We start from the raw sequence: 24,405 nt of genomic DNA, 5'->3' as shown, positions 1-24,405 counted from the left end.
TGAAGCCGCGGCTCTAAGGGGAATAGCGCCGTGTCTTGCAGGTTTTGGTCGGCTCGGTCAAGCGCAGCGGCGCCTTCCCGGCGGGCGGCTCCGGCGATTTCCCCGGCCCGCACCGCTCCGGCATACCGGCACGCAAGCCATGCGGCGCATGCTCCGCAATCTTCCCAAAGACGGCGCGGCGAAATCAATCCGGCGCTTCTTCGCCGCCGAGCGTGCGGACGAGGTCCACGACCGACCGGCGCACGCGCGGATCGCTGATTTTCACGAACGCCTTGTTGAGTTCCATACCCTCACGCGTCGAGAGGAACTCAATCACGTAGCTTTCGGCTGGCCGCTCTGCGAACCCCGGTGCAAGCGAAGGCTCGATGAGGTCTGCCGGCGCCTCGTCATAGAAGAATTGGACCGGGACCCCGAGGACGCGTGACAAATCGAACAGCCGGCTGGCGCCAATGCGGTTCACGCCCTTTTCGTATTTCTGAACCTGCTGGAATGTGAGTCCCAGATGCTCGCCGAGCTTCTCCTGGCTCATGCCGAGCAGCATGCGGCGCAAACGCACCCGCGTCCCGACATGCGCATCGATCGGGTTCGGCTTGCGCGAGCTACGCTCCGTGTCGGCTTCCTCCTCGAGCGTGTCGTTGACATTGCCTTTTGACATTAGGTTCATTCTCCCGGTCCTTTTCGACCTGTGGGCTTATTCCCTGCCTATGGAAGTCGACGCTCCCGGTCAATATTTTACTGCTATGCAATTTATTTTACCCCCATTGTAGGGCTGCATCAGTCATTGCAATACAACCGCTGCGTGAAATAAGCGCAATTGTTTAATTCGTGTGTGTATCGCCGGACTCAACCTTTCCTAAAAAATATAGCGAAGCCGCGAAAAGCCCGGCGATTATGAGGAAAATACCGTTTCCCCAAAGCGCGAACGGCGGCGCCGGCCGCGCCAGAGGAAGCGGCGTGTCGATCGTCCCACGGGCGTTCATTCCAAGATCATAAAGGATGCGGCCGCTGGCATCGACCACGGCCGATATGCCGTTGTTGGCGGCGCGCAGCAGCGGCACGCCCTCTTCCACGGCACGCACCCGCGCCTGATGGAAGTGCTGCCGGGGCCCCGTCGTATTCCCGAACCAGCCGTCGTTCGTCACGTTGACGAGAGCCGCGGGGCGCCCGGCACTGGCGTCGCCAACCCCCGGAAAGATCGCCTCGTAGCAGATGAGCCCGCCGAGCGCGGGCAGGCCCGGGACGCTAAGCAGCGGGCGCGGAGAGGTGCCAACGGAGAACCCCCCGCGCCAGCGCGTCAGTTGCTCGAGCCCGACCGCCTCGAGCGTTTCCTGCCAGGGAAGATACTCACCGAACGGCACGAGATGGGTCTTGTCGTAGACGCCCGCGAGGGCTCCATCGCCATCCAGCACCAGGAGGCTATTGTAGGCGCGGATAGGAGGCGTCGCCGGATTGCCGTCCGCGCCCTCCCGCCTCAGCGCCCCGGTGAGGAGGAACGTGCCGTCCGGCAGCATGTCCCCGATGGCCGCCAGCGCCTCGGGATGCTCGAGCGGCAGGAACGGCATCGCCGCCTCCGGCCAGATCAGGTGCGTGATGCCGCGAAGGCCGTCTCGCCCGCCCGCCGCATTCGTTTCCGAAAGCGCCAGATGATCCTGGAAGATGGCGGCTTGCTTCTCGGGCAGCCACTTCTCGCGCTGCGGAACGCTCGGCTGCACGATCCGGATCGCAACGCCTTCCACCATTCCCGAAGGAGCCGTTAGAAGGCGCGCGGCTCCGTAGCCGGCAAGCAGCAGCAGCGGCACGCCGGCCACGCCCAGCGCGGCGAGCGAAGCCCTGCGCCGGGAGGCACCATCGGCATCCGCTATCATCACGACGGGCGCGCCGAAGACCGGCACCGCGATCAGCGTCAGGCCGTAAATACCGACGAGCCCCGCGCTTTGCATCAGCACGAGCGGCCATGTCAGAGCATAGCCGAGCGTGTTCCACGGAAAGCCCGTGAGCACATGTCCCCGCAGCCATTCCGCGGCGGCAAGCGTCAGGGCGAGCACGATGAGGCGCGCGACGCCCGGCCGCCACAAAAAGGCGGCAACGGCCGCCGCCGCACCCCAGAAGAGAGCGAGCCCTGCCGGCATCAGCGTGACGGCGAACGGCAGCAGCCAGCCGAACTTGTCCGCCTCGACGAGGAACGCTTCTCCGATCCAGAACAGCCCGAATAGGAAATAGCCGAAGCCGAACCACCATCCGGACGCGGCAGCGGCTCGCGCCCCCTGGTATCTCGAGGATCCGTCCCGGCAAGCCGCTCCGTCGATCAGCCAGACGAGCACGGGAAGCGTTAGGAACAGCACCGGCGCGAAGAAGAACGGCGCCATTGCGAGATTGGAAAATGCGCCGGCCAGGAAAGCGATGGCGCCCCTTCGCCATCCGTGAGCTTTCGTCACGGCCCCTCGCCAGTCCGCCATGCGGCCGCCCCCACTCATCCGCGGTCAGTCGGCCGCGGCATTGCCGCTCTCCGGCGACTCCGGCAGATGGATCTTGAGCCGCTTCACGCTGCGCTCATCAGCGTCGAGAACCTCGAAGATGACGCCCGATGTCGGATGCTGGATCATCTCGCCTCGCACCGGCACGCGCTCAATGATCGTAAAGACGAGCCCACCGAGCGTATCGACTTCCGCTTCCTCTTCGGGCGTCAGCAGCTTGCGGCCGAGCCGCGTCTCGAGCTCTGCCACCGGCGCCCGTCCCGACGCCACCATCCCGAGAGCCGGATCGTCCGATATGAGATCCGCCTCCTCCTCGTCGTGCTCGTCCTCGATATCGCCCACGATCTGTTCGACGAGATCCTCAATGGTAACGAGCCCGTCGGTGCCGCCGTACTCGTCGACAATGAGCGCCATGTGGATGTGCGTCGCCTGCATGCGCACCAGAAGCCCCGTGGACGGCATCGACGGCGGCACGTAGAGCACCGGCTTTCTGAGCCTCAATACGGAGATGGGCCGCGATAGATCGATGCGGCTGAGATCGGGCTTGGGATCGAACGACTTCTCTCCCCCGGGCTCGGCTTGTCCGCTCTCCAAGTATCCAGGCCGCTGCTTGGTCGGCGCGCGCAGGGGGCGCCCGGAAACTTCCGCCGAAATCCACCGGAAGAGATCCTTGATGTGGATCATCCCCCGCGGATCGTCGAGCGTCTCATGGAAGATCGGAATTCGGGAGACACCCGATTCCTCGAACAGGCGGACCAGCGCGCCAAGCGGCTCCGTCTCGTCGATGGCTATGATGTCGGCGCGCGGAACCATGATCTCGTCGACGCGCGAGGTGCCGAAGTGCAAGAGGCCGAGCAGCATCTTCCGCTCTTCGGCGGAAAAGCCGCTGGCGGCATTTTCCTCCTCCGTGAGCAGAACCTCGAGCTTGTCGCGCAGCGTCTGCTCCTCGGAGAGGCCGAGCCGCGCCCACAAGGTATGCAGCCAGCCGCTCGCGCTTTCGCGCATCGTGCGCCGCGCGGTATCGTAACTTGCGTCGTGCATCTGGTCGTCGTTGGTCATGGGTCCGAATGGGCGGTCTCGCCGCCGGGGCCGTAAGGGTTGGCGATGCCGAGGGTCGAGAGAACGTCGATCTCGATGCCCTCCATCTCGTCCGCGTCCGGCTCGCTGTCGTGATCGAAACCGAGCAGGTGCAAAAGGCCATGTATGACGAGATGCTGAAGATGGTGGGCCGCCGGCACGCCTTGCTCCGCGGCCTCCCGCTCGATCGTCTCCTGCGCCAACACAATGTCGCCGAGCGCTTGCGGCCCTTCGGGCGCCATTCCCGCGGGCGCAGGAAAAGACAGAACGTTGGTCGGCTTGTCCTTGCCTCGAAACCGCGCGTTGAGATCGCGCACCGTCTCGTCATCGCTGAGCGCCACGCAGGCCTCTGCGGGGGGGCGCGCCGAAAAGCGGGGATTGTCCGCCAGGGCCCGTGCGGCCGCTGCGACGAGCGCTTTCCGATCGCCGATCCGCGACCAGTCTCCAGCCTCGTCCAGAACATCGAGATTGAGCCAGTGAGAAGGCTCGCGCCCTCCCACGCCAGGACTTCGACTGTCCGCAGAGTCGGGCATATCAGGCCTTCCCCGCACCCGGCCGGTCGTAGGCGTCCACGATCCGGGCCACGAGGTCGCGTCTCACGACATCGGCGCTAGAGAATCTGACGGCGGTGATGCCGGCCACGTCGGAGAGCAGGCGCACCGCTTCCTCCAACCCCGACACCATGCCCGGCGGCAAGTCGATCTGCGAGGGATCGCCGGTCACGGCCATCTTGGAATTCTCGCCGAGCCGCGTCAGAAACATCTTCATCTGCATGCTGGTCGTATTCTGCGCCTCGTCCAGGATGACGCACGCATTGGCGAGCGTTCGCCCGCGCATGAAGGCGAGCGGCGCGATTTCGATGACCCCGCTCTCGAGATCCCGCTCCACCTTTTCCGGCGGCAGCACATCGTAGAGCGCGTCATAGAGCGGACGCAGATAGGGATCGACCTTCTCGCGCATGTCGCCTGGCAGGAAGCCGAGCCTCTCGCCGGCCTCGACCGCAGGCCGGGACAAAATGATGCGCTCGACAAGGCCCCGCTCGAGGCACTGGGCGGCGTAAGCCACCGCGAGATAGGTCTTGCCGGTGCCCGCCGGTCCGATGCCGAACACGAGGTCCGTCGTTTCGAGGGCACGGATATAAACGCTCTGGGCGGGCGTGCGCGCCTTGACCAGGCGGCGGCGGGTGCCGATCTGCGCCTGCCCGTCCGACGCCGGAATATCCTGCTGGCGCGCATGGCGGATCATGCCGTCAAAGTCACCCGGTCCCACGTGCTCTCCCTTCGCCACACGCGCGTAGAGCTTTTCGAGCACCTCGCGGGCAATCTCGCAGGCGGCTTCGGGCCCAGACAGGATGACGACGTTGCCGTGTGCGTGCGCCTCGATGCCGAGCCGATCCTCGACGAGCGCCAGATTGGCGTCGAACTCGCCGAGGAGGCGGTTCACATGCCGGTTGTCCTCGAACGGGACGACCACGCGCTTGATTGGGCTTGGGAGCTTAGGCACTCGCCGTCGACCTATTGCCGTCTGGCCGCGCATTGCTGTCAAGCGTCTCGTCTCCTGAGACTGGACCATGATCGCTTCGGACCGCAAAACCGAGGCGGCCGAAGTCCGCCTTCCCCGCACTACGGCGCACGACTCGTTACCCCACTTAGCAAGCCTAGCATAAGGCTGAGCGTGAACCGATCAACGCTTCTGCTCAATGCTCTAACCGGTAACAGGTTCATTTGTGCCCGCGAATGACGCCCGAAAGGCTGTTGGCGCCGGTTACTTCGATCGCGACGTCCACCACCTGGCCGATAAGCGATGGCTCGGCATCTGCATGCACAAGTTGCAGATAAGGCGAGCGCCCCACGAGCTGACCCTCGCGCCGGCCGGATTTTTCGAACAGCACGGGCAGCGTCTTGCCCACGAACTGCCCATTGAACGCCGCGTATTGCGCATCGATCGCGTCCTGCAGGCGCGCGAGGCGCTCCCGCTTCACCTCATCCGGAACCTGGCCATCCATGGTGGACGCCGGCGTGCCGGGCCGGGGGCTGTACATGAACGAGAACGCATGTGCGAAGCTCACCTGCTGGACGAGCTTCAGAGTCTCCTCAAAGTCCTCGTCGCTTTCATCCGGGAAGCCGACGATGATGTCCGTCGAGAGCGCGATGTCGGGGCGCGCCTCGCGGACGCGGCCGATGATGTCGACGTATTCGGCCGCCGTATGTTTGCGGTTCATGGCGGCGAGCACGCGGTCCGAACCGGACTGGAATGGCAGATGCAGATACGGCATCAGCTTTTCCTCATGCCCGTGCGCCTGAATGAGATCGTCGCTCATGTCGCGCGGATGGCTCGTCGTATAGCGGATGCGCTCGAGCCCATCGACACCCGCGAGATGGCGGATGAGGCCGGCGAGCGTCGTCGGCCCGCCATCCGGCGCATCGCCGTGATACGCATTGACGTTCTGGCCGAGCAGCGTGATCTCGCGCACCCCGCGTGCGACGAGGCGGCGCGCTTCAGAGAGAAGCGCTTCGACGGGGCGCGAATATTCCATGCCCCGCGTATAGGGCACGACGCAGAAGGTGCAGAACTTGTCGCAGCCTTCCTGCACGGTGAGAAACGCCGACACGGGGGCTTTCGGCGGCGCGCGCTCCGGCAGCGCCTGAAACTTGTCTTCGTCCGGGAAATCCGTCTCGACGATCGCCTGCTCGCCGCGCTTCAGGCGCGCGATGAGCTCCGGCAGCCGATGGTAGCTCTGCGAGCCGAGCACGAGGTCGACCGCCGGCGCGCGCCGTACGATCTCCTGGCCTTCCGCCTGCGCCACGCACCCGGCGACAGCGATCAGCGTGTCCTTGCCGCCATCCGCCCGGGCCGTCTTAATATCGCGCAGGCGCCCGAGATCCGAATAGACCTTCTCGGCCGCCTTCTCGCGGATGTGGCAGGTGTTGAGGATGGTGAGATCGGCGTCTTGAGCGTCGCTCGTCTCGACATAGCCCTCCGCCGCGAGCGCCTCGCTCATGCGCTCGGAATCGTAGACGTTCATCTGGCAGCCGAACGTCTTGATGAACACCCGCTTGGTCACGGGCGCGGACGCTTCGCCGCCGGACGGCCCCGGGTGGGGCTCCGTATCATCGCAAAGGGATGGGTCGAGATCGTCCAAGAGAGGGTCGTCCAAAGACTATGCGTTCCCGGTCCTGAGAGATGCAGCGGGCCGATCCGATACCACAATTCGCCCGCAGGCGCACCTCGCGATACCGCATTGCAGCATCGCGCCCGGGGTTTGTCCAGATCGGACAGGCATCTAGCAAGTATACCTCGCCCAAGACATGAGCGGACCGCATGGCCGATTAATCCTGAACGCGCAAGAGAATCGCGCGCGGATTCAGCGAAACAGGGCACGTTCACGCGCGGCTGTAGGCCGGGTGCGCTTCTCCGCCGCAGGGGCAATGGTCTGAATTTCCGCGTCTTCTGGATAGCTGCGCAGCATCCGCACGACATTGGTGCGGATCTCCGCCTCGCTGTGGCGGGCCAGCGCCTTCCGGTCGGCGAACTCGGCCAGCGGCACCGGCTCGCCGATACGGATGCGCACGTCGAGCGGCCCCGCCTTGAGCAGCGCCCAGGCGTGGCTCTGCATCTCCATGTCTCCGAACCAGCCGACCAGCGGCCTCGCCGACCGGTTGAGCGGCACACCATGCAGTCGCGTGTAGACGAGCGAGAGCGTCTGCACCACCGCGTCCTTTGCAGGGGCGTCCTCTCCCGAGGCGCCGGCCTTTGCCGTCGGCTTGGCGGCTGCGAAGAGCGACGTCTTGAACGGCAGCACGCGATTGCCGTCGCTCGAGGTCCCTTCTGCGAACAGCACGATCGTATCCCCGTCGGCAAGCCGCGCCATGATCTCGCCGGTCGTCTCGCCGACGGCGCTGCGCCGTTCCCGGTCGACGAACACGGTCCGCTGGAGGCGCGCCAGCGACGACACGAAAGGCCATCGGCCCACCTCCTTCTTGGCCACGAACGACACCGGCGCCACCGCTGAGAGCACGGGGATATCGAGCCACGAGGTATGATTGGAAATAAGCAGAACCGGACGATCCGCCGCAACGCGGCCCTCGATCGTGAGACGGACTCCGATCAGCCGGCACACCTGGCGGTGATACCAGTGCGGAAAGCGGCGCGCGCCTGCGGACGAGAGGCGGACGAGAGCCGCCTGCACCGGCATCAGCGGTACGGTGAGCGCGAAGAACCCGGTCAGGATGGAAGCCGCCCGCAACGTCCCCATACGCTCGCCTCTTTGCCCCCTTTCACGCACCCGCGCAGTTCTCGCCGACTGCCGGAAAACCGGCGGTCGCCTAGCCTCCGCGAGCTTACGGGCCTTGCAGCCTGAGCGCCAATGTCACGGCATCGACGGCTTCGCCTCCCGGACGATCGTAGTAGCCCCGACGTAGACCAGTGCCGAGAAATCCGAGACGCGTATAGAGTTCCATCGCCGCATGGTTGTCGGCCGCAACCTCAAGAAACAGGCTACGCGCCTCCGCCCGCTGCACCGCCCGCGCCACGCCTTGCACGAGCTGTTGTCCAATACCCTTGCGCTGCCAGTCCTTCGTGACGCCGACGGAAAGCACCTCCGCCTCGTCCGCCGCAAGCTGCGCCATGACGAAGCCGATCGCAACCTTCGGCGGCCCGCCGACAACAGCGAGAAAGGCCGTTGAGGCCGGGTGATCCAGGAGCGTGCGCACGCTGTCTTCGGACCACGCCGGCGAAAAGAGTTCTTCATGAAGCCGCGCGATCTCGGCCGCGTGCTCCGGTCCTGCCCAGAGCAGAGAGACGTACTTGGGATCGAGCGCGTCCTTGCTCATGGTGCCCTTGCCAATGCCGCCCCGTCCTGCGGCTTCGCATCCGGCGGCCTGAGATAGAGGGGCCGCGGCAGGTCGTGGCCTGCAACCACGGCGCCCGGCGGAATGAAACGCACATCCGGCTCCAGCGTCGGAAGCCGGGCCGAAACGGAAACGCCCAGGCCTTGCGCGTGCTCCGCGAGCAGGCTTGCCCCCGAGCCGACCGCAATGAGCGCGGGCCCCAGTTCGCCAAGCACCTTCGCGGCAACCTCCGGCGTCGTGAGCTCGGGCGGACCGAGCGGCGAGAGATCCGCTCCCGTGAACACCTGGAAATAGATCTCGCTACGGCGCGCATCCACCGCAACGGCCAATGCCTTGCCGGCAACCTCGTCCGGGAACTCTGCGGCCGCCGTATAGGCCATCACCGCAAGGCTCGAAAGCGTGCCGACCGGCGCGCCGGTCGCGAGCGCGAGCGCCCGGGCCGCAGCGATCCCCACCCGCTGCCCCGTGAACGTGCCGGGCCCCGTCGTCACCACGATGAGGCCAATCTTATCAAAGCCGAACGGCGCCTCGCTCATCACCTCGCCGATCATCGGCGTCAGGCGCTCCGCGTGCCCACGCACGAGCCGCTCGAAACGCCAGCACTGGGACGCCCCCTCGGGGCCGTCCCCCCCAGGGCCGTCCCATGTGGCTGCGACGGAGCAGCCGGCGAAGCAGGTGTCGAAGGCAAGCGTGATCATGGCACGGCGGAGCATAAAGCACGAGGCGAATGGCGCAACGATCCCCTTGGGCGATTACACGATCTTCGCCACCTCGTCGAAGGCGAGACGCGGCAGACGCGGCTTCAGCGCCGCGGCATCGCCATAGCCGAGATTGCAGAGGAAATTCGCCTTGATCGCGGTCCCGGCAAAAAACTCCGTCGTAACTCCGGCCTGGTCGAAGCCCGACATCGGGCCGCAATCGAGCCCGAGCGCCCTGGCCGCCAGCATCAGATAGGCGCCCTGCAGCGAGCCGTTGCGGAACGCCGTCTCGATCACGTGCTCCGGCTTGCCGGTGAACCAGCTCTTGGCGTCCGTGTGAGGAAAGAGCTGCGGCAGCTTCTCGTGAAATTCGAGGTCATGGCCGATGATCGCCGTCACCGGCGCAGCCATCGTCTTATCGGTATTGCCGGAGGACAAAAACGGCTTCAGCCGCGCCTTCGCGTCCGCCGACTTGACGAAGACGATACGGCCGGGCTCGCAATTGGCGCTCGTCGGCCCGAGCTTCATGAGATCGACAATCTTCACGAGCAGCTCATCCGGAACGGGCTTCGCCTGCCAGCCGCTGTAGGTCCGCGCAGACAGGAAGAGCTGGTCGAGTGCCTGTTGATCGATTGCAGATGCCATAGAAATTCGTCCTCGTAGACTGAGCCTCGGGGGCCAATGATCGGTAAAGCAGAAAGCGCGAGATGCCACATAAAAAAACCCCGCCGGAGCGGGGTTTTCGTGTGTTGTGACGGCTCAAACCGCCTGCACTTCCTCCACCTCGGGGCAGAAATGCTTGAGCAGGTTCTCGATGCCGTGGCGCAGCGTCGCCGTCGAGCTGGGGCAGCCCGAGCATGCTCCGCGCATGTGGAGGTAAACGACCCCTTCGCGGAAGCCGGCGAAGGTGATGTCGCCGCCGTCCTGGGCCACCGCCGGGCGCACGCGCGTCTCGAGCAGCTCCTTGATCGTCGCCACCACGTCGGCGTCCTCCGGATCGTAGGAACCCTCGGCCGCATCATTGGCACCGTGGCCATCGACGACCGCCGCCCCCGAAAGATAGTGCTCCATGATCGCACCGAGCACCATGGGCTTCAGGTGATGCCACTCGATATCCGTCTTGGTCACCGAGATGAAGTCGGAGCCGAGAAAGACGCCCGCCACGCCGTCGATGTCGAACAGACGCTTCGCGAGCGGCGAAGCCTCTGCATCGCCCTTGGCGCGGAAATCGGCTGTGCCATCCTCCAGCACCTGCTTACCGGGGATGAACTTGAGCGTCTGCGGGTTCGGCGTTGCCTCTGTTTGGATGAACATGCCGTGATCTCCTGCGTAGGCCGGCGCACAAAGGCGCAACAACCGTATATATTAGAATAGTTCCAGACAATAAGAAGTGCATGTCTGATTGTCTAGAGCAGATCCCATTCAGAGGGAATCGCCCGTATGGGTGAAGATGCTTGCCGAGAGTGCTTCCGGAAAAGTGCGAATCGGTCTTTCGGGACCACTATGGTGCCTCTCTCCGGCACTGTTGGGGCGGGGCGGCCTTTGCCCGCCTCCGGCTCACGCCAGCGCGATGATATCATCGAAAGCAAGATTTCCCGGCACCACGGTGATCGGGATCGGGAACGACCCGGCCGCCGAGCCCGCCGCCAACATCGAGACGAGCGGTCCAGGCCCTGCGGGATCCGTGGATGCGCCAAGCACCAGGATCGAGACGTCCTCGTCCTCCGCTATGGTCTTCATGATCTCCTCGGACTTGACGCCCTCGCGCACCAGCTCCTCGCAGGGGATATTCTCGAAGCCCACGAGATGCAGCTTGCGCCGGAACAGGCGGAACAGCGCGCGCGCCTTGAGCGTCTCCTCCTCGATCTGCACCTGGCGCACGCCGGCCCAATACTGGAAATCCTGGGGCTCGATCACGTGCAGCATGAGGATCATGCCGGACGAGCGCACCACGCGCGCCGCCGCATAATAGAGCGCGCTTTCGACCTCCGGACTCTCGTCGACGACGAGCAGGAACTTCCGAGTATGCCCGGCCTCGAACGAGCGGCGTTTGCGATACGTGAGCGTCATAGCGGCGATGCTGCCACGCGATCAGGAAGTCCACAACAGATGCCTGCGTCTCTCCCAGGCCTGCATCGCAGCGCCGCAGGCCTCACGACCGGATCAAGCCGACGATATCCTTGACCTCGTCCATGATCGGCGCCGCGATAGCCCGCGCCCGTGCCGAGCCGTCCGCCAGGACGCGGTCGATCTCCGCCGGATCGCCCATCATGCGGCGGATCTCGTCGCCAAGTGGCGCCAGCTGCCCGACGGCCGCCTCGGCCAACGCCTTCTTGAAGGCCGAGAACTGCTGCCCGCCGAAATCGGCCAGCACGTCCGTCTTTGTCTTCCCCGTGAGCGCCGCATAGATGCCGACGAGATTGTCCGCCTCCGGACGGCCGGCGAGTCCATCCGTCTCGGACGGCAGCGGCTCCGGATCCGTCTTCGCCTTCTGGATCTTCCGCGCGATGGTGTCTGCGTCATCGGTGAGCGCGATGCGCGAGAGATCGGACGGGTCCGACTTCGACATCTTCTTGGTGCCATCGCGCAGGCTCATGACGCGCGTCGCGGGCCCCGTGATCACCGGCTCCGGCTGCGGGAAGAACACCCCGTCCGCGTAGCCCTTGGCCTCGATCTCCGTACGGAAGTCGTTGTTGAACTTCTGCGCGATGTCACGCGCGAGCTCGAGATGCTGCTTCTGGTCCTCTCCCACCGGTACATGCGTCGCCCGGTAGGCCAGAATGTCAGCCGCCATCAGGTTCGGATAGGCATAGAGCCCAACCGACGCCGCCTCGCGGTCCTTGCCGGCCTTCTCCTTGAACTGCGTCATGCGGTTGAGCCAGCCGAGCCGCGCCACGCAGTTGAACACCCAGGCCAGCTCCGCGTGCGCCGCCACCTGGCTCTGATTGAACAGGATGCTCTTCTTGGGATCGAGCCCGGAGGCGATATAGGCCGCCGTCACCTGGCGGATGGCGTGCCTCAGCTCGGCCGGATCCTGCCAGACCGTGATCGCATGCAGATCGACGACGCAATAGATGCACTCGTGCGCCTTTTGCATCTCGATCCATTGCACCATGGCGCCAAGATAGTTGCCGAGGTGCAGGCTGCCCGTGGGCTGCATGCCCGAGAAAACACGTTCCTTGAGTTCCATAATCCCTCGTTCCCGACGCGGTCCGCCGCGTTATGGCGCGCCGGCCGGGGATGTGCAAGGGCGCGTGGCGGCCTCAGCCTCCCCCGCGCTTGGCGAGACTCCGGAGCTGCCGCGGCCGGATGGCGCCCGTGGCCAGCGCCGCCGTGGCGTAAATGGCGAGGCCCCCGCCCACCAAAACCACCAGCGCCAGCGCATGCACGGGGAAGCCGCGATCCGCCGCGAAATAGGGCGCAAGCCCGCGCGCCGCCGCGAACAGCGCAACGCCCATGATCAGGGAAGAGAGCAAAATGGCAATGAAGGCGCGCACCATCCGGCCATCGATCGCGAAATATCCGCGCCGGACGAGCGTCACCCAAAGCAGACCGGCGTTAAGCCATCCACCGAGCGCCGTCGCCACCGCGATGCCGAGGTGCGGCAGGTATCCGAGGCGCCGGAACAAGAAGAACAGCACCACAGAGCCGATCGTGTTGGCGATGAGGCTGACGACCGCGTAGCGCATGGGCGTCTTCGTGTCCTCGCGCGCGAAATAGGCGGGCGAGAACACCTTGATCATAACGAACGCCGGCAGCCCGAGTGCGAACACCGAGAGCACCGCCGCCGTGCTCGCCGTATCCGATGCCGCGAACGCCCCGCGCTCGAACAGCACCTGCACGATGGGATTCGGAACCACGGCCAGCGCCACCGCCGCCGGCACGGTGAGCAGCATGGCGAACTCGAGCGAACGGTTCTGGCTGTCGAGCACCCCGGCGTGGTTGCCGGCCCTGAGCTGGCGCGACACGTCAGGCAGGAGCACGACGCCGATCGCGATGCCGACGATGGCGAGCGGCAGCTCATAGAGCCGATCGGCATAGTAGAGCTGCGACACGGCGCCCGGCTCCTGCGAGGCGATGACGGTGCCGATCATGATGTTGAGCTGCGTCACGCCTCCAGCGATTACTCCCGGAATGCCGAGCGTGATCAGCCGGCGCATGCGCTCCGTCATGCGCGGCCGGCGCAGCTTCAGCGTGAAGTTGTTCCGCCTGAGCCCGCTGATCAGCAGCCAGAGCTGCAACACGCCGGCAACGAAGACGCCGATGGCCTGGATGACGCCCCCGCCCGGCTCGTTGCGGAACCCGATACCAAAGCCGATGAAGATCGCCGCCAAGAGCGTTACGTTGAGCACGATCGACACCGCCGAGCTCTCGACGAACTTGCCGAAGGTATTGAGCACGCCCGAGAACAGCGCCACGAGCGACATGCAGAGGAGATAGGGAAACGTAATCCGCGTCAGCAGCACGGCGAGATCGAACTTCTCGGGCGTCGCGTTGAAGCCCGGCGCAAGCAGATACATCAGCCACGGCATGGCGACGATCGCGACGATCGTGAGCGCGACGATCACCGCGGCGAGCCCGCTCATCGCCTCTTCTGCGAAGGCCCGCGCCTCCGCTCGTCCGCCGCCTTCCAGCTCCTTGGCAAACAGCGGAATGAACGCCGAGTTGAAGGCGCCCTCGCCGAAAAGTCGCCGGAAGAGGTTCGGAAAGCGGAAGGCGACGTTGAACGCATCGGCGACCATGCCCGAGCCGAACGCCCACGCAAACGCGATATCGCGCAAAAAGCCGAGCACGCGCGAAACGAGCGTCAGGCCGCCGACGGTGGCAAAGGCGCGATAGAGTTTCATGGCGGCCCTGGGATGAGATGGAAGCGAACTTCCACCCTCCTTAGATTGCTTCCCCAAAAGGGGAAACTGGTTTCACATCTCGAGCGGATGCGGATCTCGACCGACGCGAGCGAAAGAACGCAAGCTCGCATCGACGGTGCAAACCAGTCTCTCCCGGGAGCACCTAGAGAGGGCTTGATCCGCCAGCACTCAACGAGGCGACGAAGAAGGTCGCCCCCATCAGGAGCACGAGCGTCGAGCCGACCAGCCCCGCGCCGGTCGCGACGGCCCCTGCGAGCCTGCTCTCACCGCCGGCCATCCGTTTCGCGAGTTCGCGTGACCCGACCGCGAGCGAGGCCAGCGCCGAAACCGTAATCGCCGTGCCCAGCGCCATGGCAAACGTCGCGAACACTCCGGCCATAAGCAGCCCCTGGCTCAACGCGAAAATGAGGACCAGGATGGCGCCAGTGCAGGGCCGAATGCCGACCGAAAACGCAATGGCGAGCGCCTTGCTCCACGACAGGGGCCCTTCGAGCTGCTTCGGGTCAGGCATGTGCGCATGCCCGCAGCAGGCTCCGTCCGCGTGAGTGTGGGCGTGATGGTGGTCGTGGGCTTTCTCGTGCGCGTGGACATGATGCTCGTGGTCATGCTCATGGGTATGGTCGCACCCGCAGCCATGATCATGGCCATGGGCGGCATGACTGTGCGCGTGGGCTGCCGCATATGCTTCGATAGCCTCGCCGGCATTGCCACTGCGGTGTACCACCGGAGCCGCTGCACGCCGCCGCTTGATCAGCCCGCTCACCTGTCCGTAGAGTAGCCACACGCCGACCAGCGCCACGAACGCCCAGCTGATTGTCTCGATCCACCGCTCGGTCGCCGAGATCTGAAGGCTCGTCGCATTGAGCGCCACGGCGAGCACGCCGACGATGGCGATCGCGGACAGCGCCTGTATGAACGCCGACAGGAACGAGAGCATGATGCCGCGCCGGACCGTACGCTCGTTGGCCAGCACATAGGAGGAGATCACCGCCTTGCCGTGCCCTGGCCCGGCCGCATGCAGCACCCCGTAGGTGAAGCTGAGGAACGCGAGCAGGAGCGTGGCGTCGAGCACGCTGCCGGTCTTCATCTGGCGGACAGCGCCAGCAAGCTCGCGGTTGATCCGCTGTTGCTGCGCCAGCACATACGACCAGACATCCCCCAGAACGCTTCGCTCCGCCGTTTTCCCCAATTGCGCCGCCGCCGTCTGGCCGGGCGTCATCGGAACGCTGAATGGCGAGGCCTTGGGCGTGCTCTCGGCAAGCGCACCGGAAGACATGGCGAGACAGAGGACCATGGCGCAGAGCGCCGCAAGCGTACGCGTCATGATTTTTTGCAACCGAGGTTCACCGTCCGGGCGTAGCCGAGCCCCATCCCTACGTTGGCGTCTCCGGCAGTGAGCTGCCCGCCGAACGACTCGTTCAATGCCTGCAGCTCAGCCAGCTCGTTCTCGGGAATTCCAATGTGCGCGGAGCAGCCCTCCGGCGCGCCCGCGAGCTTGACCGGGTTCTCCTTCTCGAAATCGAAGGCAATGAAGAACGTCTCGTCGAACACGGCGAAGTTGAAGTCCGGCGCATCGGCAAGCACGGGCTGCTCGAACGGCAGCGTGAAGTGGAGGGAGAGAAGCCCGTCTTTGAATTCGAGATAATAATCGACCGGCGGTTTCGCCTTGATCGCCGTCTTGCCGAGCTTAGCCAGCGTGAAATAATCGAACTCCTTGAGGCCGTCGATATTGACCTCCGCAAGCTCGGCGAGCTCTTCGCGCGAATAATCGCCGTCACCATTGGCATCGAGCCCCTGGATCGCCATCGCCGTGTACATGTCATCGAATGTCCACTTGTGCTGAAGTCCGGTGATGGACCCACCCGTGTAAAGCACGGTGGTCTCAACGGTCACCCAGACGTGCGGATGGGCCGCCGCCTGCCCGCTCCCAAGCGCGAGCACGGCCCCAATCGCCGCCAGCAGCCCGCATAATGCCTGCATCCTCGCAATCAATGCTTTCCCCACGCTCGTTCTCGCATTCGCAAAGGATCTTAGCACATCTCCGGAAAGCGCCAGTCCTGCACGCAGCCCAAGCGGCAAGCGAGAGTCCGGCGCGCGCCCTTCCAGAGCTGGATCATCGTCCCTGCGACGAGCATGGAGGCGATGACGCCACCCAGCTTCTCAGAGCAGAAGCCTTAACGAAGCAAGGCTCGCCGCGCTCTGGCATTCGGAAAATGAGGAATCAGTACGGCAACACCGTGCCGAATTCGATGTCCGATTGGGCGCACGATCGAACACAAGCCTCTAGAGCCGCTCCCCGATTCCACGTAACTGGAGCGGATCGAGGTCCACACGACAGAAAAATTAGAGCGGAACCAAGGCGTCATCGCCTCGATTGCGCCAAATTGGATATTATATCATCCGTCGGCAGCGAGCCAGGAGCGACCCCTTGAATGATACGATGCCTTCCGCAGCCGGCGGCACGCGAGCCCGCCCGTGCGCCCGAGCGCTTCAGGCGAAGGGAAAAGCGGTTTTACCGAGAGGACGGATGGCCGAACAATCCAATGCAATGTCACGTATCCGCGTGATCTGGAGAACCTTTATCGCGCCAGCAAGTGCGCTCGGCATCTCTGCCGTCCTGTGCCTCGCCGCCGCGCCGCCCGCGAACGCCGACATCGAGGTCGCGGTCACGATCAAGCCGATCCACGCTTTGGTCGCCCAGGTCATGGAGGGCGTCGGCACGCCAACTCTTCTCGTGCAGGGCTCTGCGTCTCCCCACACCTATGCTTTGCGTCCATCCGAGGCGCGCACGCTGAACCATGCCGATGTCGTCTTCCGGGTCTCGGAGGCGGTCGAGCCGTTCACGCGCAAGCTCGTTGCGGCTCTGCCCTCTTCAGTGCGCGTCGTCACGCTCGCAGAGGCTCCCGGCATCGAGCTTCTCGACATGCGCACGAATGGAAGTTTCGAGCGCCACGAGCATGCACACGGGGACACTGCCTCCCACGACCATGATCACGAAAGCCACGAGGACGATCACGGTCACAACCACGATCATGATCATGATCATGATCACCACGCGCCCGGCTCGTCCGCATCACGCGACGGGCACGTCTGGCTGGATCCGGAGAACGCCCGCAAGATGGTTGCAGAGATCGCGCGTGTTCTGTCCGAAGCGGCACCCGAAAAGGCCGAAACGTTCAGAGCCAACGCCGCCCGTGCCGACGATGCCCTGGTTCGCCTCGAAGCTGAGATCGCGCAGGACCTGACTCCAATAAAAGACAAGCCCTTCGTCGTCTTCCATGATGCGTTCCAGTACTTCGAGCGCCGGTTCGGGCTTGCCGCGGTCGGTTCGATCACCGTCAGCCCCGAGGCCCAGCCTTCCGCCATGCGCCTGACCGAGATCCGCCGCAAGCTCGCTTCGCTCAAGGCATCATGCGTGTTCGGGGAGCCGCAATTTCAGCCCAAGCTCATCGACGCTGTAACCGAGGGCACCACCGCCCGCGCCGGCACGCTCGATCCCGAAGGCACGCTCATAGAGCCCGGTCCGGATGCCTACGCGGCGCTGCTGCGCAATCTTGCTGCCGGCATGACGGCCTGCCTCGCTCAGAACGGCTAGAGTGCTCGGGAAAAGTGGCAACCGGTTTTCCCACAAGAAGCACGAAGAAACAAAAACTTAGAGCTGTTCCCCGTTTCCACCTAAACCGGAGCGGCTCTAAAGTCACACGAACTGCCGTCGCCAGCCCTACCGTCGCAGAAAGAAAAACGGGCGGCCCGTACCGAGCCGCCCGCCAAATTTTCCGCTACCAGCGGAAAGCCGTTACTCGACCGAAGCCGCCCGCGACACGGCACCGCCACCGACGCGCCGCCCGTAGCGCGTAACTACGCGATCGCGCGACGACGGGGCGACCTGCGCCGTCTCGTCGATTTCGTCGGCACCCGTCTCCGGGTTGATCGAATGCACGACCATATCGTCTTCCGGTGCAACTGGATTGGCATCATCGTCCGGCAGGATGAAGAAGCCGGTCTTCGGCGCCGAAGCGACCGAGCGCGTCTTTCCTTTGCGCTGCTGCATCGCTGCCGCCGGCCGCGGCTCGGCATCGCCGGCATCGGCGATGGCAGCGCCAGTCTTGAAGCGCTCCCAGGTCACCGTAACCTTGGTTCCGACGGGGATACGCGGATAGAGATGCAGCACGTCCTCATTGAACATGCGGATGCAGCCCTTCGAAACGTCCTGCCCGATCGTCCACGGCGCGTCTGTGCCATGAATGCGATAGAGGCTTGATCCGAGATAGAGCGCCCGTACGCCGAGCGGGTTCATCGGATGGCCGCCAGGAACCCAGCTCGGAAGCCGCGGATTTTCCCTCAGCATTTCGGGGGTCGGACGCCAATCAGGATTTTCGCGCTTCTGCGAGACCACCGTCGCGCCCTGCCAGCGGCTCTGCTGCCGCGGCACGGCGATCGGATAGCTCATCGCCTGGCCGGCCTTGGTAATGTGGTACAGCCGCCGATCGCCGAAGCTCACGATGATCTGGCCAGCCTTGTACTGCGGATTGAAGCTCACGGCCTGGCGCTTGCCGCCGCCGTATTCCGGCTCGCCGCCCCACAGGAACTCGATGAGATCCTGCGCACCTGCTGCGCCCGGAAAGCCGGCGATCGCGACCGCCGCAGCCGCCGCCGTAAAAATTCCGCCGACCTTTGCCTTCCAAACCGACATCCACAGAACTCCTGCTATCTCAAGCTGCGCAAGACGAAACTGGCTTGCCGCCGTCCCACCGCCAACGGCACCAGTCTGCGCACTTCGTATGAACACCTCGTATAAACGAGTCTGCAAATTGACGGCAGAGCAACGCAGTCACACTAGTGAAATGTTCCATGCTGCGTGCAACTTGCCGCCCGACTGATGCAGGCCAGCCACAATAGGGAATTTCTCTGTAATCATCTTAGCTTGCCAGATCGACTCTGAACGTTTTGCGGCAAAATTACAACGAACACATAGGGAACTTACCACGCTTTCGGCACACTTCGTGACAGGGCCCGCCTGCAGGATCCCGGCCGCGCCAGGGATCGCGTCCTCGCTCCTCCCGACCACGGCTTGATGCAATCAGTTTCAAGGCCGCTCCTCCGCCTGTAGAAGGAAGGGCGAACCGCAATGAGATCAGAGAACCGCATGACGACGACGGAACGTGCCAGCGGGAGCCCTCCAACCGGCTCGTTTCCATTAGCACTACGCCGGCTGGCCTGCGTCGCCTTACTCCTGGTCTGTGCGCCGCATGGAGACGTCCTCGGCCAGGACGCGCTCCCACGTCCCCAGCTCGAGCCTGAGGCCGCCAGCGGGCACGTCGAAAAGAGCCTAGTCACATCCAAGAAATACATGATCTCCGCGGCCCACCCTTTGGCAGCGGAAGCCGGGCGTGAGATGCTGCGCGCCGGCGGCTCAGCTGTGGACGCGACCATCGCCGCTCAACTCGTCCTCGGGCTGGTCGAACCGCAATCCTCCGGCCTGGGCGGCGGCGCCTTTCTCCTCCACTGGGACCACCAGGCTCGTGAGCTCCGCACCTACGACGGGCGCGAGACGGCACCGGCCTCCGCACGCCCGGACCGCTTCCTGAAGGACGGGAAACCGATGGACTTCAGCTCGGCCGTCAAGTCCGGACTGAGCGTCGGCACACCCGGTCTGCCGCGCCTTCTCGAGCACATCCATAAGCGTCACGGAAAGCTGCCGTGGGCGACGCTGTTCGAGCCGGCTCTCAAGCTCGCGCGCGACGGCTTCGAAATCTCGCCACGTCTCCACCTCAGCCTGCGATGGTTCGGCTCGGCGAGCCTCGCCCCCGCAGCGCGCCGCTACTTCCTCGACGACAGCGGCAGCCCGCTGCCCATCGGCCACCGTCTCAAGAACCTCGAATACGCTGCGACGCTCGAAGCGCTCGCAGCCGGCGGTGCCGATGCGTTCTACACCGGCCCCATTGCCGAGGCGATCGTAGACGTAGTCAAGACCGCACCGAACGCTGCCGGCGATCTCACCCTCGCCGATCTCGCATCCTATGCCGTCACCGAACGTCCGCCGCTTTGCATCCCCTACCGCAAGCACCGGGTTTGCGGCATGGGTCCGCCGTCCTCCGGCGGCATGACAGTCGCGCAGACCCTCGGAATGATCGAACATTTCGATCTCGGCCGAAGCCCGGACGATGCTATGGGCATCCCGGCGATTCACCTCATCACCGAAGCGCAGCGGCTCGCCTTCGCCGACCGCAATCGTTACGTCGCCGACCCTGCTTTCGTTTCGATACCCGGCGGCCTGCTCAACGACGGCTATCTCGCATCCCGCGCCGGCCTGATCGATCCCGCTCGAGCGATGGCGCACGCCGAGCCCGGTAATCCCGGAAACCACGCGTCTTTCGGCTTCGACGCCACAATCGAACGCGCCGGCACCAGCCACCTGTCGGTCATCGACGCGGACGGAAATGCCGTAGCCTTGACCACCACCATCGAGGGCCCGTTCGGCTCCGGCCTCTACGCCGCAGGCTTCTTGCTCAACAACGAGCTCACCGACTTCTCTTTCCGTCCCACGGATGGAGAAGGGCGTCCCATCGCGAACCGTGTCGAAGGTGGCAAGCGCCCGCGCAGTTCCATGGCGCCAACGATCGTTTTCGATGGCAAGGACGAGGTTTTCGCATCCCTCGGCTCGCCCGGCGGCAGCCGCATCATCCTCTTCGTCACCAAGGCGCTGATCGGGCTTATCGACTGGCGGCTCGACGCGCAGACCGCGATCGACTTACCGAACTTCGGCAGCACGGGAAAAGCACTCGAACTCGAATTCGGCTGGTCCACAGTCTGGCGCGCCCTCCTGCTGAAAGGCTACGGCCACGAGATCGCGCCGGACGTCATGACCTCGGGGCTTCACATCGTCGCCAGACGGAACGGCGCAATCGAGGGCGGCGCCGATCCCAGGCGCGAAGGAGTGGCCCTTGGAGACTGAGACCAAGCTTTCCCCCCTTGAGACTCCGCTTGCGATCACGGTCGTCGGCGCCGGCATCCTCGGCCTTTGGCAGGCGCTCACCCTGGCTCGCGCCGGTCACTGCGTGCGCCTCGTCGAGCGGAGCCCAGACCCCTTTTCGTCCAACGCCAGCCACTATGCCGGTGCGATGCTGGCGCCCGGCTGCGAGAGCGAAGCCGCCCCCGAGGTCCGCAGCCTCGGCGAACGCGGGCTGGCACTCTGGCGCGCCATCTATCCGCGCCTTGTCAACGCCGGCAGCCTTGTGGTCGCGGCGCCGCGCGACGCATCAGAAGCCACACGGTTCACACGCGCCACGCACCCGCCCGAGACGCTCGACCGCGACGGCATCGCCCGGCTCGAGCCCGACCTTGCCGGCCGGTTCGCACGCGCGTTCTACTTTCCCGACGAAGCCCACATGACGACACCGGACGCGCTGGTCTTCCTGCTCGATGCCGTGCGCACCTCCGGCGCCACCGTCGAGCTTGGCGCCGCGTGGACCTCTCCGTCCGCGTCCGATGTCGTTATCGACTGCCGCGGTATCGCCGCCGCACGCGAGCTTCCGAATTTACGCGGCGTGCGCGGGGAACGCCTTGTGGTTCGGAGCCGTGAGATCACCCTGTCGAGGCCGGTCCGCCTCCTGCATCCGCGCCACCCCCTCTACGTGGTGCCATGGAGCGAGAACCGCTACCTCGTCGGAGCCACCGTCATCGAGAGCGAGGATACCGGCGCCATCACCGTCCGCTCCGCCCTCGAGCTTCTCGGCGCCGCCTATACGCTGCATCCGGCCTTCGGCGAAGCCGAGATCCTCGAGACGGGTGCCGGCATCCGCCCGGCCTTTCCCGACAACCTGCCCCACGCCGAGGTTCGCGACGGCGGCCGCCTAATTCTGGTCAACGGCGCGTTCCGCCATGGCTTCTTGCTTGCCCCCGTTCTGGCCGAGGCGGTAGCCGGCTATCTCGCCAGCCAAACCCCCCACGAATTACTCATCTTTTCCGAGCGCGTGGCGCATCGGCCCCGATCCGTCTAAGCTCACCCATCCCAACTTTACTCCTTCGGCAAGGTTCGCATGACGCAAGATACAGCACCCGGGCATGAGCCACACAGCACCGCGACCTTCGGCTTCCGCACCGTAGCCGAGGGCGAGCGCCAGGGCCTCGTCAATGCCGTGTTCTCGTCCGTCGCGTCGCGCTACGACCTGATGAACGACCTGATGTCCGCCGGCCTGCACCGCCTATGGAAGTCGGAATTCGTCACGATGATCGGCGCCCCGCGCGCCCGCGACGACCGGCCCTTCCGGCTTCTCGACGTGGCCGGCGGCACCGGCGATATCGCCATCCGCTACGCCGAGCGCTCGGGCCCGAACGCCACGGCTGTCCTCGCCGATATCAGCCCGGAGATGCTGGCCGAGGGGCGTGCAAAGGTTGCCTCCAAGGGGCTCGATACGCGCATCACGCTCGCGCAAGGCAACGCCGAGGCACTGCCCTTCCCAGACCGCACCTTCGACGCCTACACGATCGCCTTCGGCATCCGCAACGTCACGCACATCGATGCCGCCCTCCGCGAGGCGCACCGCGTGCTGAAGATTGGCGGCCGCTTCCTATGCCTCGAATTTTCGGAATGCCAGGTGCCGCTGCTCGACCGTCTCTACGATTTCCATTCCTTCGAGGTGATCCCGCGCCTTGGCGCGCTAGCGGCCGGTTCGGCAGATCCCTACCGTTACCTCGTCGAGAGCATCCGCCGCTTTCCGAACCAGCAGGCGTTTGCGGCGCTCATCCGCGACGCTGGCTTCGAGCGCGTCTCCGTGCGCAATCTCAGCGGCGGCATCGCCGCCATCCATTCCGGCTGGAAGCTGTAAAGCGGCTCTACACCTCTCCGCGATCGACGCGGCGCGAGAATTCCGTATGGCCGCCCGACGCCAGAATGCGAGCCTGCTCGATCCAGTTCTCGCGCTCGATGCGGCCTCTGAAATCCAGCATCCGGCTGATGCGCTCGATGTCCGCTTCGGTCCAGTTGGCAACCTGCTCGTAAGAGGTGATGCCGAGAGCGTTGAGCCGGTTCTCGATGAGCACGCCGATGCCACGGATGCGTTTCAGATCATGGATCGCCCCAGACGAGACGTGGAATGGAACGCTGCCGCGCAGTGCCTCTGAGCGGACCGGGCCCAGCCCAGCATAGGCGCTCTCCGGCGCGCCGGGGGCGTCCTCGTTTTCATCAGGCTCCGGAGAAGACGCCTCGTCGGCGGGCCGCGGCGGCAGCGGAGAGGTCCGTTCGGCGCCTTCGGGCGCGGGCCCGGAATGAGGCTCGAGTTCAGCATCCGTTTGGGCTTCGGCCTCGTCTTCGGACGGAGATAGCTCCGTAACCCGCTCGGGCTCGACAGCCGGCGCGGCGCGGCCCGCGAGAAGGCGCGCCTGCTCCACCCAGCTCTCCTTCGTAATGCGGCCGGGCGCCTCCATGAGCAGCTCGAGCAACTCGACGTCGTCGTCCGACCAGTCGGCGATCTCCTCGATCCGGGTGACGCCGTGGTCACGCAGAAACTGCTCCGCGTCTCTGTCGATGCCGATGATCTGCTGCAGGCGGTCCCCATCGAGTGGAGCAGGGGCGAGCGTCTGCGCTTCAACAGCCGAATTGACGCCGGACGGCGCGGGCGCCGCATCAGCCTCGTTTCGACCAGCGTCCTCCTCTCCATCGTCCGGGTGAGACCTCGGCTCGGGATCGGGCTCGAATTCGGGCGGAGCATCTTCCTCCGTCATCCATTCGAGGTCGGGAGCCCGTTCGGATTCGGTATCGGACTGAAGTTCAAGTTCTGTGTCCGCCTCCTCGGCCGCGACCGCTTCATTCTCCGCCGCGTCTGCATGGACCTTCGACTTGGCAGCCAGCGCTGCCGCTGCGGCGGCCACGGCGATTGCGGCGTAGCTCAGCCCCGAGGCGCTCGCCGCTTCATCCTGCTCGATCCCTGAAACTGGCTCCGGCGCCCCATCGTGAGGCGAAGCCAACGCACCTTCGGTTTCTACGTCCCGTGCAGCGCCTTCCTCGTCGGCATCCGCCTTTGCCTTGGCAGCGAGCGCGGCGGCGGCCGCCGCGACAGCGATCTCGGTGTAGCTCCGCTCACGGCTCTCGGAAGTGTCTCCCGTTTCGCCCTCGGAACCCAGCTCCGCCGGCGTCTCGGTTGTCTCCTCGTGCGGCAGGTCCGGATCGAATTGAGATTCGACAGCGGACACGAGTTCGTCGGCTTCTGCTTCCGCCAGGTCCTCGACAACCGGAAGCGAATCCTCGTCGGTCACGGCTTCACCCGCGCTTGGATCGGAAGCGTCGGGAGACTCATCGCACTCCACCGCGAGAGCCTGTGCCGTTAACGTCTCGGCTGCCTTACCGTGCAGCAACTCCTCGTCGGATGGAGGCTCCACATCGGTTGTCTCTGTCTCTGTCTCTGTCTCTGTCTCTGTCTCTGTCTCTGTCTCTGTCTCT

General features: G+C 65.0%; 22 protein-coding genes. 4 read left to right on the top strand and 18 right to left on the bottom strand.

All coding sequences use genetic code 11. The features are described from left to right. Nucleotides 1-184 precede the first annotated feature (184 nt). From V7P99_RS11925 to V7P99_RS11850, 16 genes are all read right to left on the bottom strand, one after another. Entirely contained in the window at nt 185-655 is a 471-nt protein-coding gene (locus V7P99_RS11925; protein WP_333795045.1) for a helix-turn-helix domain-containing protein, read from the bottom strand. A 163-nt stretch (nt 656-818) separates the two neighbouring features. After that, complete coding sequence (gene lnt / locus V7P99_RS11920; protein WP_333795044.1) at nt 819-2,435, bottom strand: apolipoprotein N-acyltransferase; 1,617 nt, start codon at nt 2,433-2,435, stop codon at nt 819-821. A gap of 45 nt (nt 2,436-2,480) precedes the next feature. After that, nucleotides 2,481-3,533: a CBS domain-containing protein gene (locus V7P99_RS11915; protein WP_333795043.1), complete on the bottom strand. Its 1,053-nt coding sequence runs from the start codon at nt 3,531-3,533 to the stop codon at nt 2,481-2,483. Next, on the bottom strand, nt 3,530-4,084 hold the full coding sequence (gene ybeY, locus V7P99_RS11910) for an rRNA maturation RNase YbeY (RefSeq protein ID WP_333795042.1): 555 nt from the start codon (nt 4,082-4,084) through the stop codon (nt 3,530-3,532). Before ybeY ends, V7P99_RS11915 begins: the two co-directional genes overlap by 4 nt. 1 nt (nt 4,085) lies before the next feature. Further along, nucleotides 4,086-5,087: a PhoH family protein gene (locus tag V7P99_RS11905; protein ID WP_442909900.1), complete on the bottom strand. Its 1,002-nt coding sequence runs from the start codon at nt 5,085-5,087 to the stop codon at nt 4,086-4,088. Between the two features lie 184 nt (nt 5,088-5,271). Further along, complete coding sequence (gene miaB, locus V7P99_RS11900; protein ID WP_442909899.1) at nt 5,272-6,708, bottom strand: tRNA (N6-isopentenyl adenosine(37)-C2)-methylthiotransferase MiaB; 1,437 nt, start codon at nt 6,706-6,708, stop codon at nt 5,272-5,274. 207 nt (nt 6,709-6,915) lie between these two features. Further along, a complete protein-coding gene (locus V7P99_RS11895) occupies nt 6,916-7,806 on the bottom strand; it encodes a lysophospholipid acyltransferase family protein (RefSeq protein WP_333795040.1) in 891 nt (296 codons plus the stop codon). 85 nt (nt 7,807-7,891) lie between these two features. Further along, entirely contained in the window at nt 7,892-8,383 is a 492-nt protein-coding gene (locus V7P99_RS11890; RefSeq protein WP_333795039.1) for a GNAT family N-acetyltransferase, read from the bottom strand. After that, nucleotides 8,380-9,099 (bottom strand): tRNA (adenosine(37)-N6)-threonylcarbamoyltransferase complex dimerization subunit type 1 TsaB, encoded by a 720-nt coding sequence (gene tsaB / locus V7P99_RS11885; RefSeq protein ID WP_333795038.1) that lies wholly within the window; start codon nt 9,097-9,099, stop codon nt 8,380-8,382. The genes V7P99_RS11890 and tsaB overlap by 4 nt, the downstream gene beginning before the upstream one ends. 54 nt (nt 9,100-9,153) lie before the next feature. Further along, nucleotides 9,154-9,744: a malonic semialdehyde reductase gene (locus V7P99_RS11880; RefSeq protein WP_333795037.1), complete on the bottom strand. Its 591-nt coding sequence runs from the start codon at nt 9,742-9,744 to the stop codon at nt 9,154-9,156. A gap of 114 nt (nt 9,745-9,858) precedes the next feature. After that, nucleotides 9,859-10,413 (bottom strand): NifU family protein, encoded by a 555-nt coding sequence (locus tag V7P99_RS11875; RefSeq protein WP_333795036.1) that lies wholly within the window; start codon nt 10,411-10,413, stop codon nt 9,859-9,861. A gap of 243 nt (nt 10,414-10,656) precedes the next feature. Further along, nucleotides 10,657-11,169, bottom strand: coding sequence for a universal stress protein (locus tag V7P99_RS11870; protein ID WP_333795035.1), 513 nt, complete (start codon nt 11,167-11,169; stop codon nt 10,657-10,659). Between the two features lie 82 nt (nt 11,170-11,251). Beyond that, nucleotides 11,252-12,289 (bottom strand): tryptophan--tRNA ligase, encoded by a 1,038-nt coding sequence (gene trpS / locus V7P99_RS11865; protein WP_333795034.1) that lies wholly within the window; start codon nt 12,287-12,289, stop codon nt 11,252-11,254. A gap of 73 nt (nt 12,290-12,362) precedes the next feature. Then, entirely contained in the window at nt 12,363-13,946 is a 1,584-nt protein-coding gene (gene murJ, locus V7P99_RS11860; RefSeq protein WP_333795033.1) for a murein biosynthesis integral membrane protein MurJ, read from the bottom strand. A 163-nt stretch (nt 13,947-14,109) separates the two neighbouring features. Continuing rightward, nucleotides 14,110-15,291 (bottom strand): nickel/cobalt transporter, encoded by a 1,182-nt coding sequence (locus V7P99_RS11855; protein WP_333795032.1) that lies wholly within the window; start codon nt 15,289-15,291, stop codon nt 14,110-14,112. After that, complete coding sequence (locus V7P99_RS11850; protein ID WP_333795031.1) at nt 15,288-15,947, bottom strand: DUF1007 family protein; 660 nt, start codon at nt 15,945-15,947, stop codon at nt 15,288-15,290. The genes V7P99_RS11855 and V7P99_RS11850 overlap by 4 nt, the downstream gene beginning before the upstream one ends. Nucleotides 15,948-16,515: 568 nt before the next feature. Between V7P99_RS11850 and V7P99_RS11845 the strand changes: the two genes are divergently transcribed. After that, a complete protein-coding gene (locus V7P99_RS11845) occupies nt 16,516-17,562 on the top strand; it encodes a zinc ABC transporter substrate-binding protein (RefSeq protein ID WP_333795030.1) in 1,047 nt (348 codons plus the stop codon). A gap of 201 nt (nt 17,563-17,763) precedes the next feature. Here V7P99_RS11845 and V7P99_RS11840 read toward each other — a convergent pair whose 3' ends face one another. Beyond that, nucleotides 17,764-18,660, bottom strand: a complete 897-nt coding sequence (locus tag V7P99_RS11840; RefSeq protein WP_333795029.1) for a L,D-transpeptidase — start codon at nt 18,658-18,660, stop codon at nt 17,764-17,766. Between the two features lie 435 nt (nt 18,661-19,095). Here V7P99_RS11840 and ggt point away from each other — a divergent pair, with 435 nt between their 5' ends. The 3 genes from ggt to ubiE are packed head-to-tail and all read left to right on the top strand — an operon-like array spanning nt 19,096 to nt 22,795. Then, on the top strand, nt 19,096-20,922 hold the full coding sequence (ggt, locus tag V7P99_RS11835; RefSeq protein WP_333795028.1) for a gamma-glutamyltransferase: 1,827 nt from the start codon (nt 19,096-19,098) through the stop codon (nt 20,920-20,922). Continuing rightward, nucleotides 20,912-21,967 (top strand): FAD-dependent oxidoreductase, encoded by a 1,056-nt coding sequence (locus tag V7P99_RS11830; protein ID WP_333795027.1) that lies wholly within the window; start codon nt 20,912-20,914, stop codon nt 21,965-21,967. The genes ggt and V7P99_RS11830 overlap by 11 nt, the downstream gene beginning before the upstream one ends. A 39-nt stretch (nt 21,968-22,006) precedes the next feature. Beyond that, nucleotides 22,007-22,795, top strand: coding sequence for a bifunctional demethylmenaquinone methyltransferase/2-methoxy-6-polyprenyl-1,4-benzoquinol methylase UbiE (gene ubiE, locus V7P99_RS11825; protein WP_333795026.1), 789 nt, complete (start codon nt 22,007-22,009; stop codon nt 22,793-22,795). Between the two features lie 7 nt (nt 22,796-22,802). On the opposite strand, the gene V7P99_RS11820 is transcribed toward ubiE, so the two are convergent. Beyond that, nucleotides 22,803-24,405, bottom strand: a 1,603-nt coding sequence (locus tag V7P99_RS11820; protein WP_333795025.1) for a hypothetical protein, incomplete at its 5' end; no start/stop codon positions are given.

It is taken from the genome of Hyphomicrobium sp. (assembly GCF_036780825.1).
Classification (GTDB): Bacteria; Pseudomonadota; Alphaproteobacteria; order Rhizobiales; family Hyphomicrobiaceae; genus Hyphomicrobium_C.
The sequence above is the reverse complement of the archived record's forward strand: the minus strand, read 5'-3'. Positions and strand labels throughout refer to the sequence as shown.

What these genes read in the sequence shown, in the direction of transcription:
- V7P99_RS11925 (WP_333795045.1), bottom strand. Translation starts at nt 655, where the DNA reads ATGTCAAAAGGCAATGTCAACGACACGCTCGAGGAGGAAGCCGACACG.
- V7P99_RS11915 (WP_333795043.1), bottom strand. Translation starts at nt 3,533, where the DNA reads ATGACCAACGACGACCAGATGCACGACGCAAGTTACGATACCGCGCGG.
- ybeY (WP_333795042.1), bottom strand. Translation starts at nt 4,084, where the DNA reads ATGCCCGACTCTGCGGACAGTCGAAGTCCTGGCGTGGGAGGGCGCGAG.
- V7P99_RS11905 (WP_442909900.1), bottom strand. Translation starts at nt 5,087, where the DNA reads ATGCGCGGCCAGACGGCAATAGGTCGACGGCGAGTGCCTAAGCTCCCA.
- V7P99_RS11895 (WP_333795040.1), bottom strand. Translation starts at nt 7,806, where the DNA reads ATGGGGACGTTGCGGGCGGCTTCCATCCTGACCGGGTTCTTCGCGCTC.
- V7P99_RS11890 (WP_333795039.1), bottom strand. Translation starts at nt 8,383, where the DNA reads ATGAGCAAGGACGCGCTCGATCCCAAGTACGTCTCTCTGCTCTGGGCA.
- tsaB (WP_333795038.1), bottom strand. Translation starts at nt 9,099, where the DNA reads ATGATCACGCTTGCCTTCGACACCTGCTTCGCCGGCTGCTCCGTCGCA.
- V7P99_RS11880 (WP_333795037.1), bottom strand. Translation starts at nt 9,744, where the DNA reads ATGGCATCTGCAATCGATCAACAGGCACTCGACCAGCTCTTCCTGTCT.
- V7P99_RS11875 (WP_333795036.1), bottom strand. Translation starts at nt 10,413, where the DNA reads ATGTTCATCCAAACAGAGGCAACGCCGAACCCGCAGACGCTCAAGTTC.
- V7P99_RS11870 (WP_333795035.1), bottom strand. Translation starts at nt 11,169, where the DNA reads ATGACGCTCACGTATCGCAAACGCCGCTCGTTCGAGGCCGGGCATACT.
- trpS (WP_333795034.1), bottom strand. Translation starts at nt 12,289, where the DNA reads ATGGAACTCAAGGAACGTGTTTTCTCGGGCATGCAGCCCACGGGCAGC.
- murJ (WP_333795033.1), bottom strand. Translation starts at nt 13,946, where the DNA reads ATGAAACTCTATCGCGCCTTTGCCACCGTCGGCGGCCTGACGCTCGTT.
- V7P99_RS11855 (WP_333795032.1), bottom strand. Translation starts at nt 15,291, where the DNA reads ATGACGCGTACGCTTGCGGCGCTCTGCGCCATGGTCCTCTGTCTCGCC.
- V7P99_RS11850 (WP_333795031.1), bottom strand. Translation starts at nt 15,947, where the DNA reads ATGCAGGCATTATGCGGGCTGCTGGCGGCGATTGGGGCCGTGCTCGCG.
- V7P99_RS11845 (WP_333795030.1), top strand. Translation starts at nt 16,516, where the DNA reads ATGTCACGTATCCGCGTGATCTGGAGAACCTTTATCGCGCCAGCAAGT.
- V7P99_RS11840 (WP_333795029.1), bottom strand. Translation starts at nt 18,660, where the DNA reads ATGTCGGTTTGGAAGGCAAAGGTCGGCGGAATTTTTACGGCGGCGGCT.
- ggt (WP_333795028.1), top strand. Translation starts at nt 19,096, where the DNA reads ATGAGATCAGAGAACCGCATGACGACGACGGAACGTGCCAGCGGGAGC.
- ubiE (WP_333795026.1), top strand. Translation starts at nt 22,007, where the DNA reads ATGACGCAAGATACAGCACCCGGGCATGAGCCACACAGCACCGCGACC.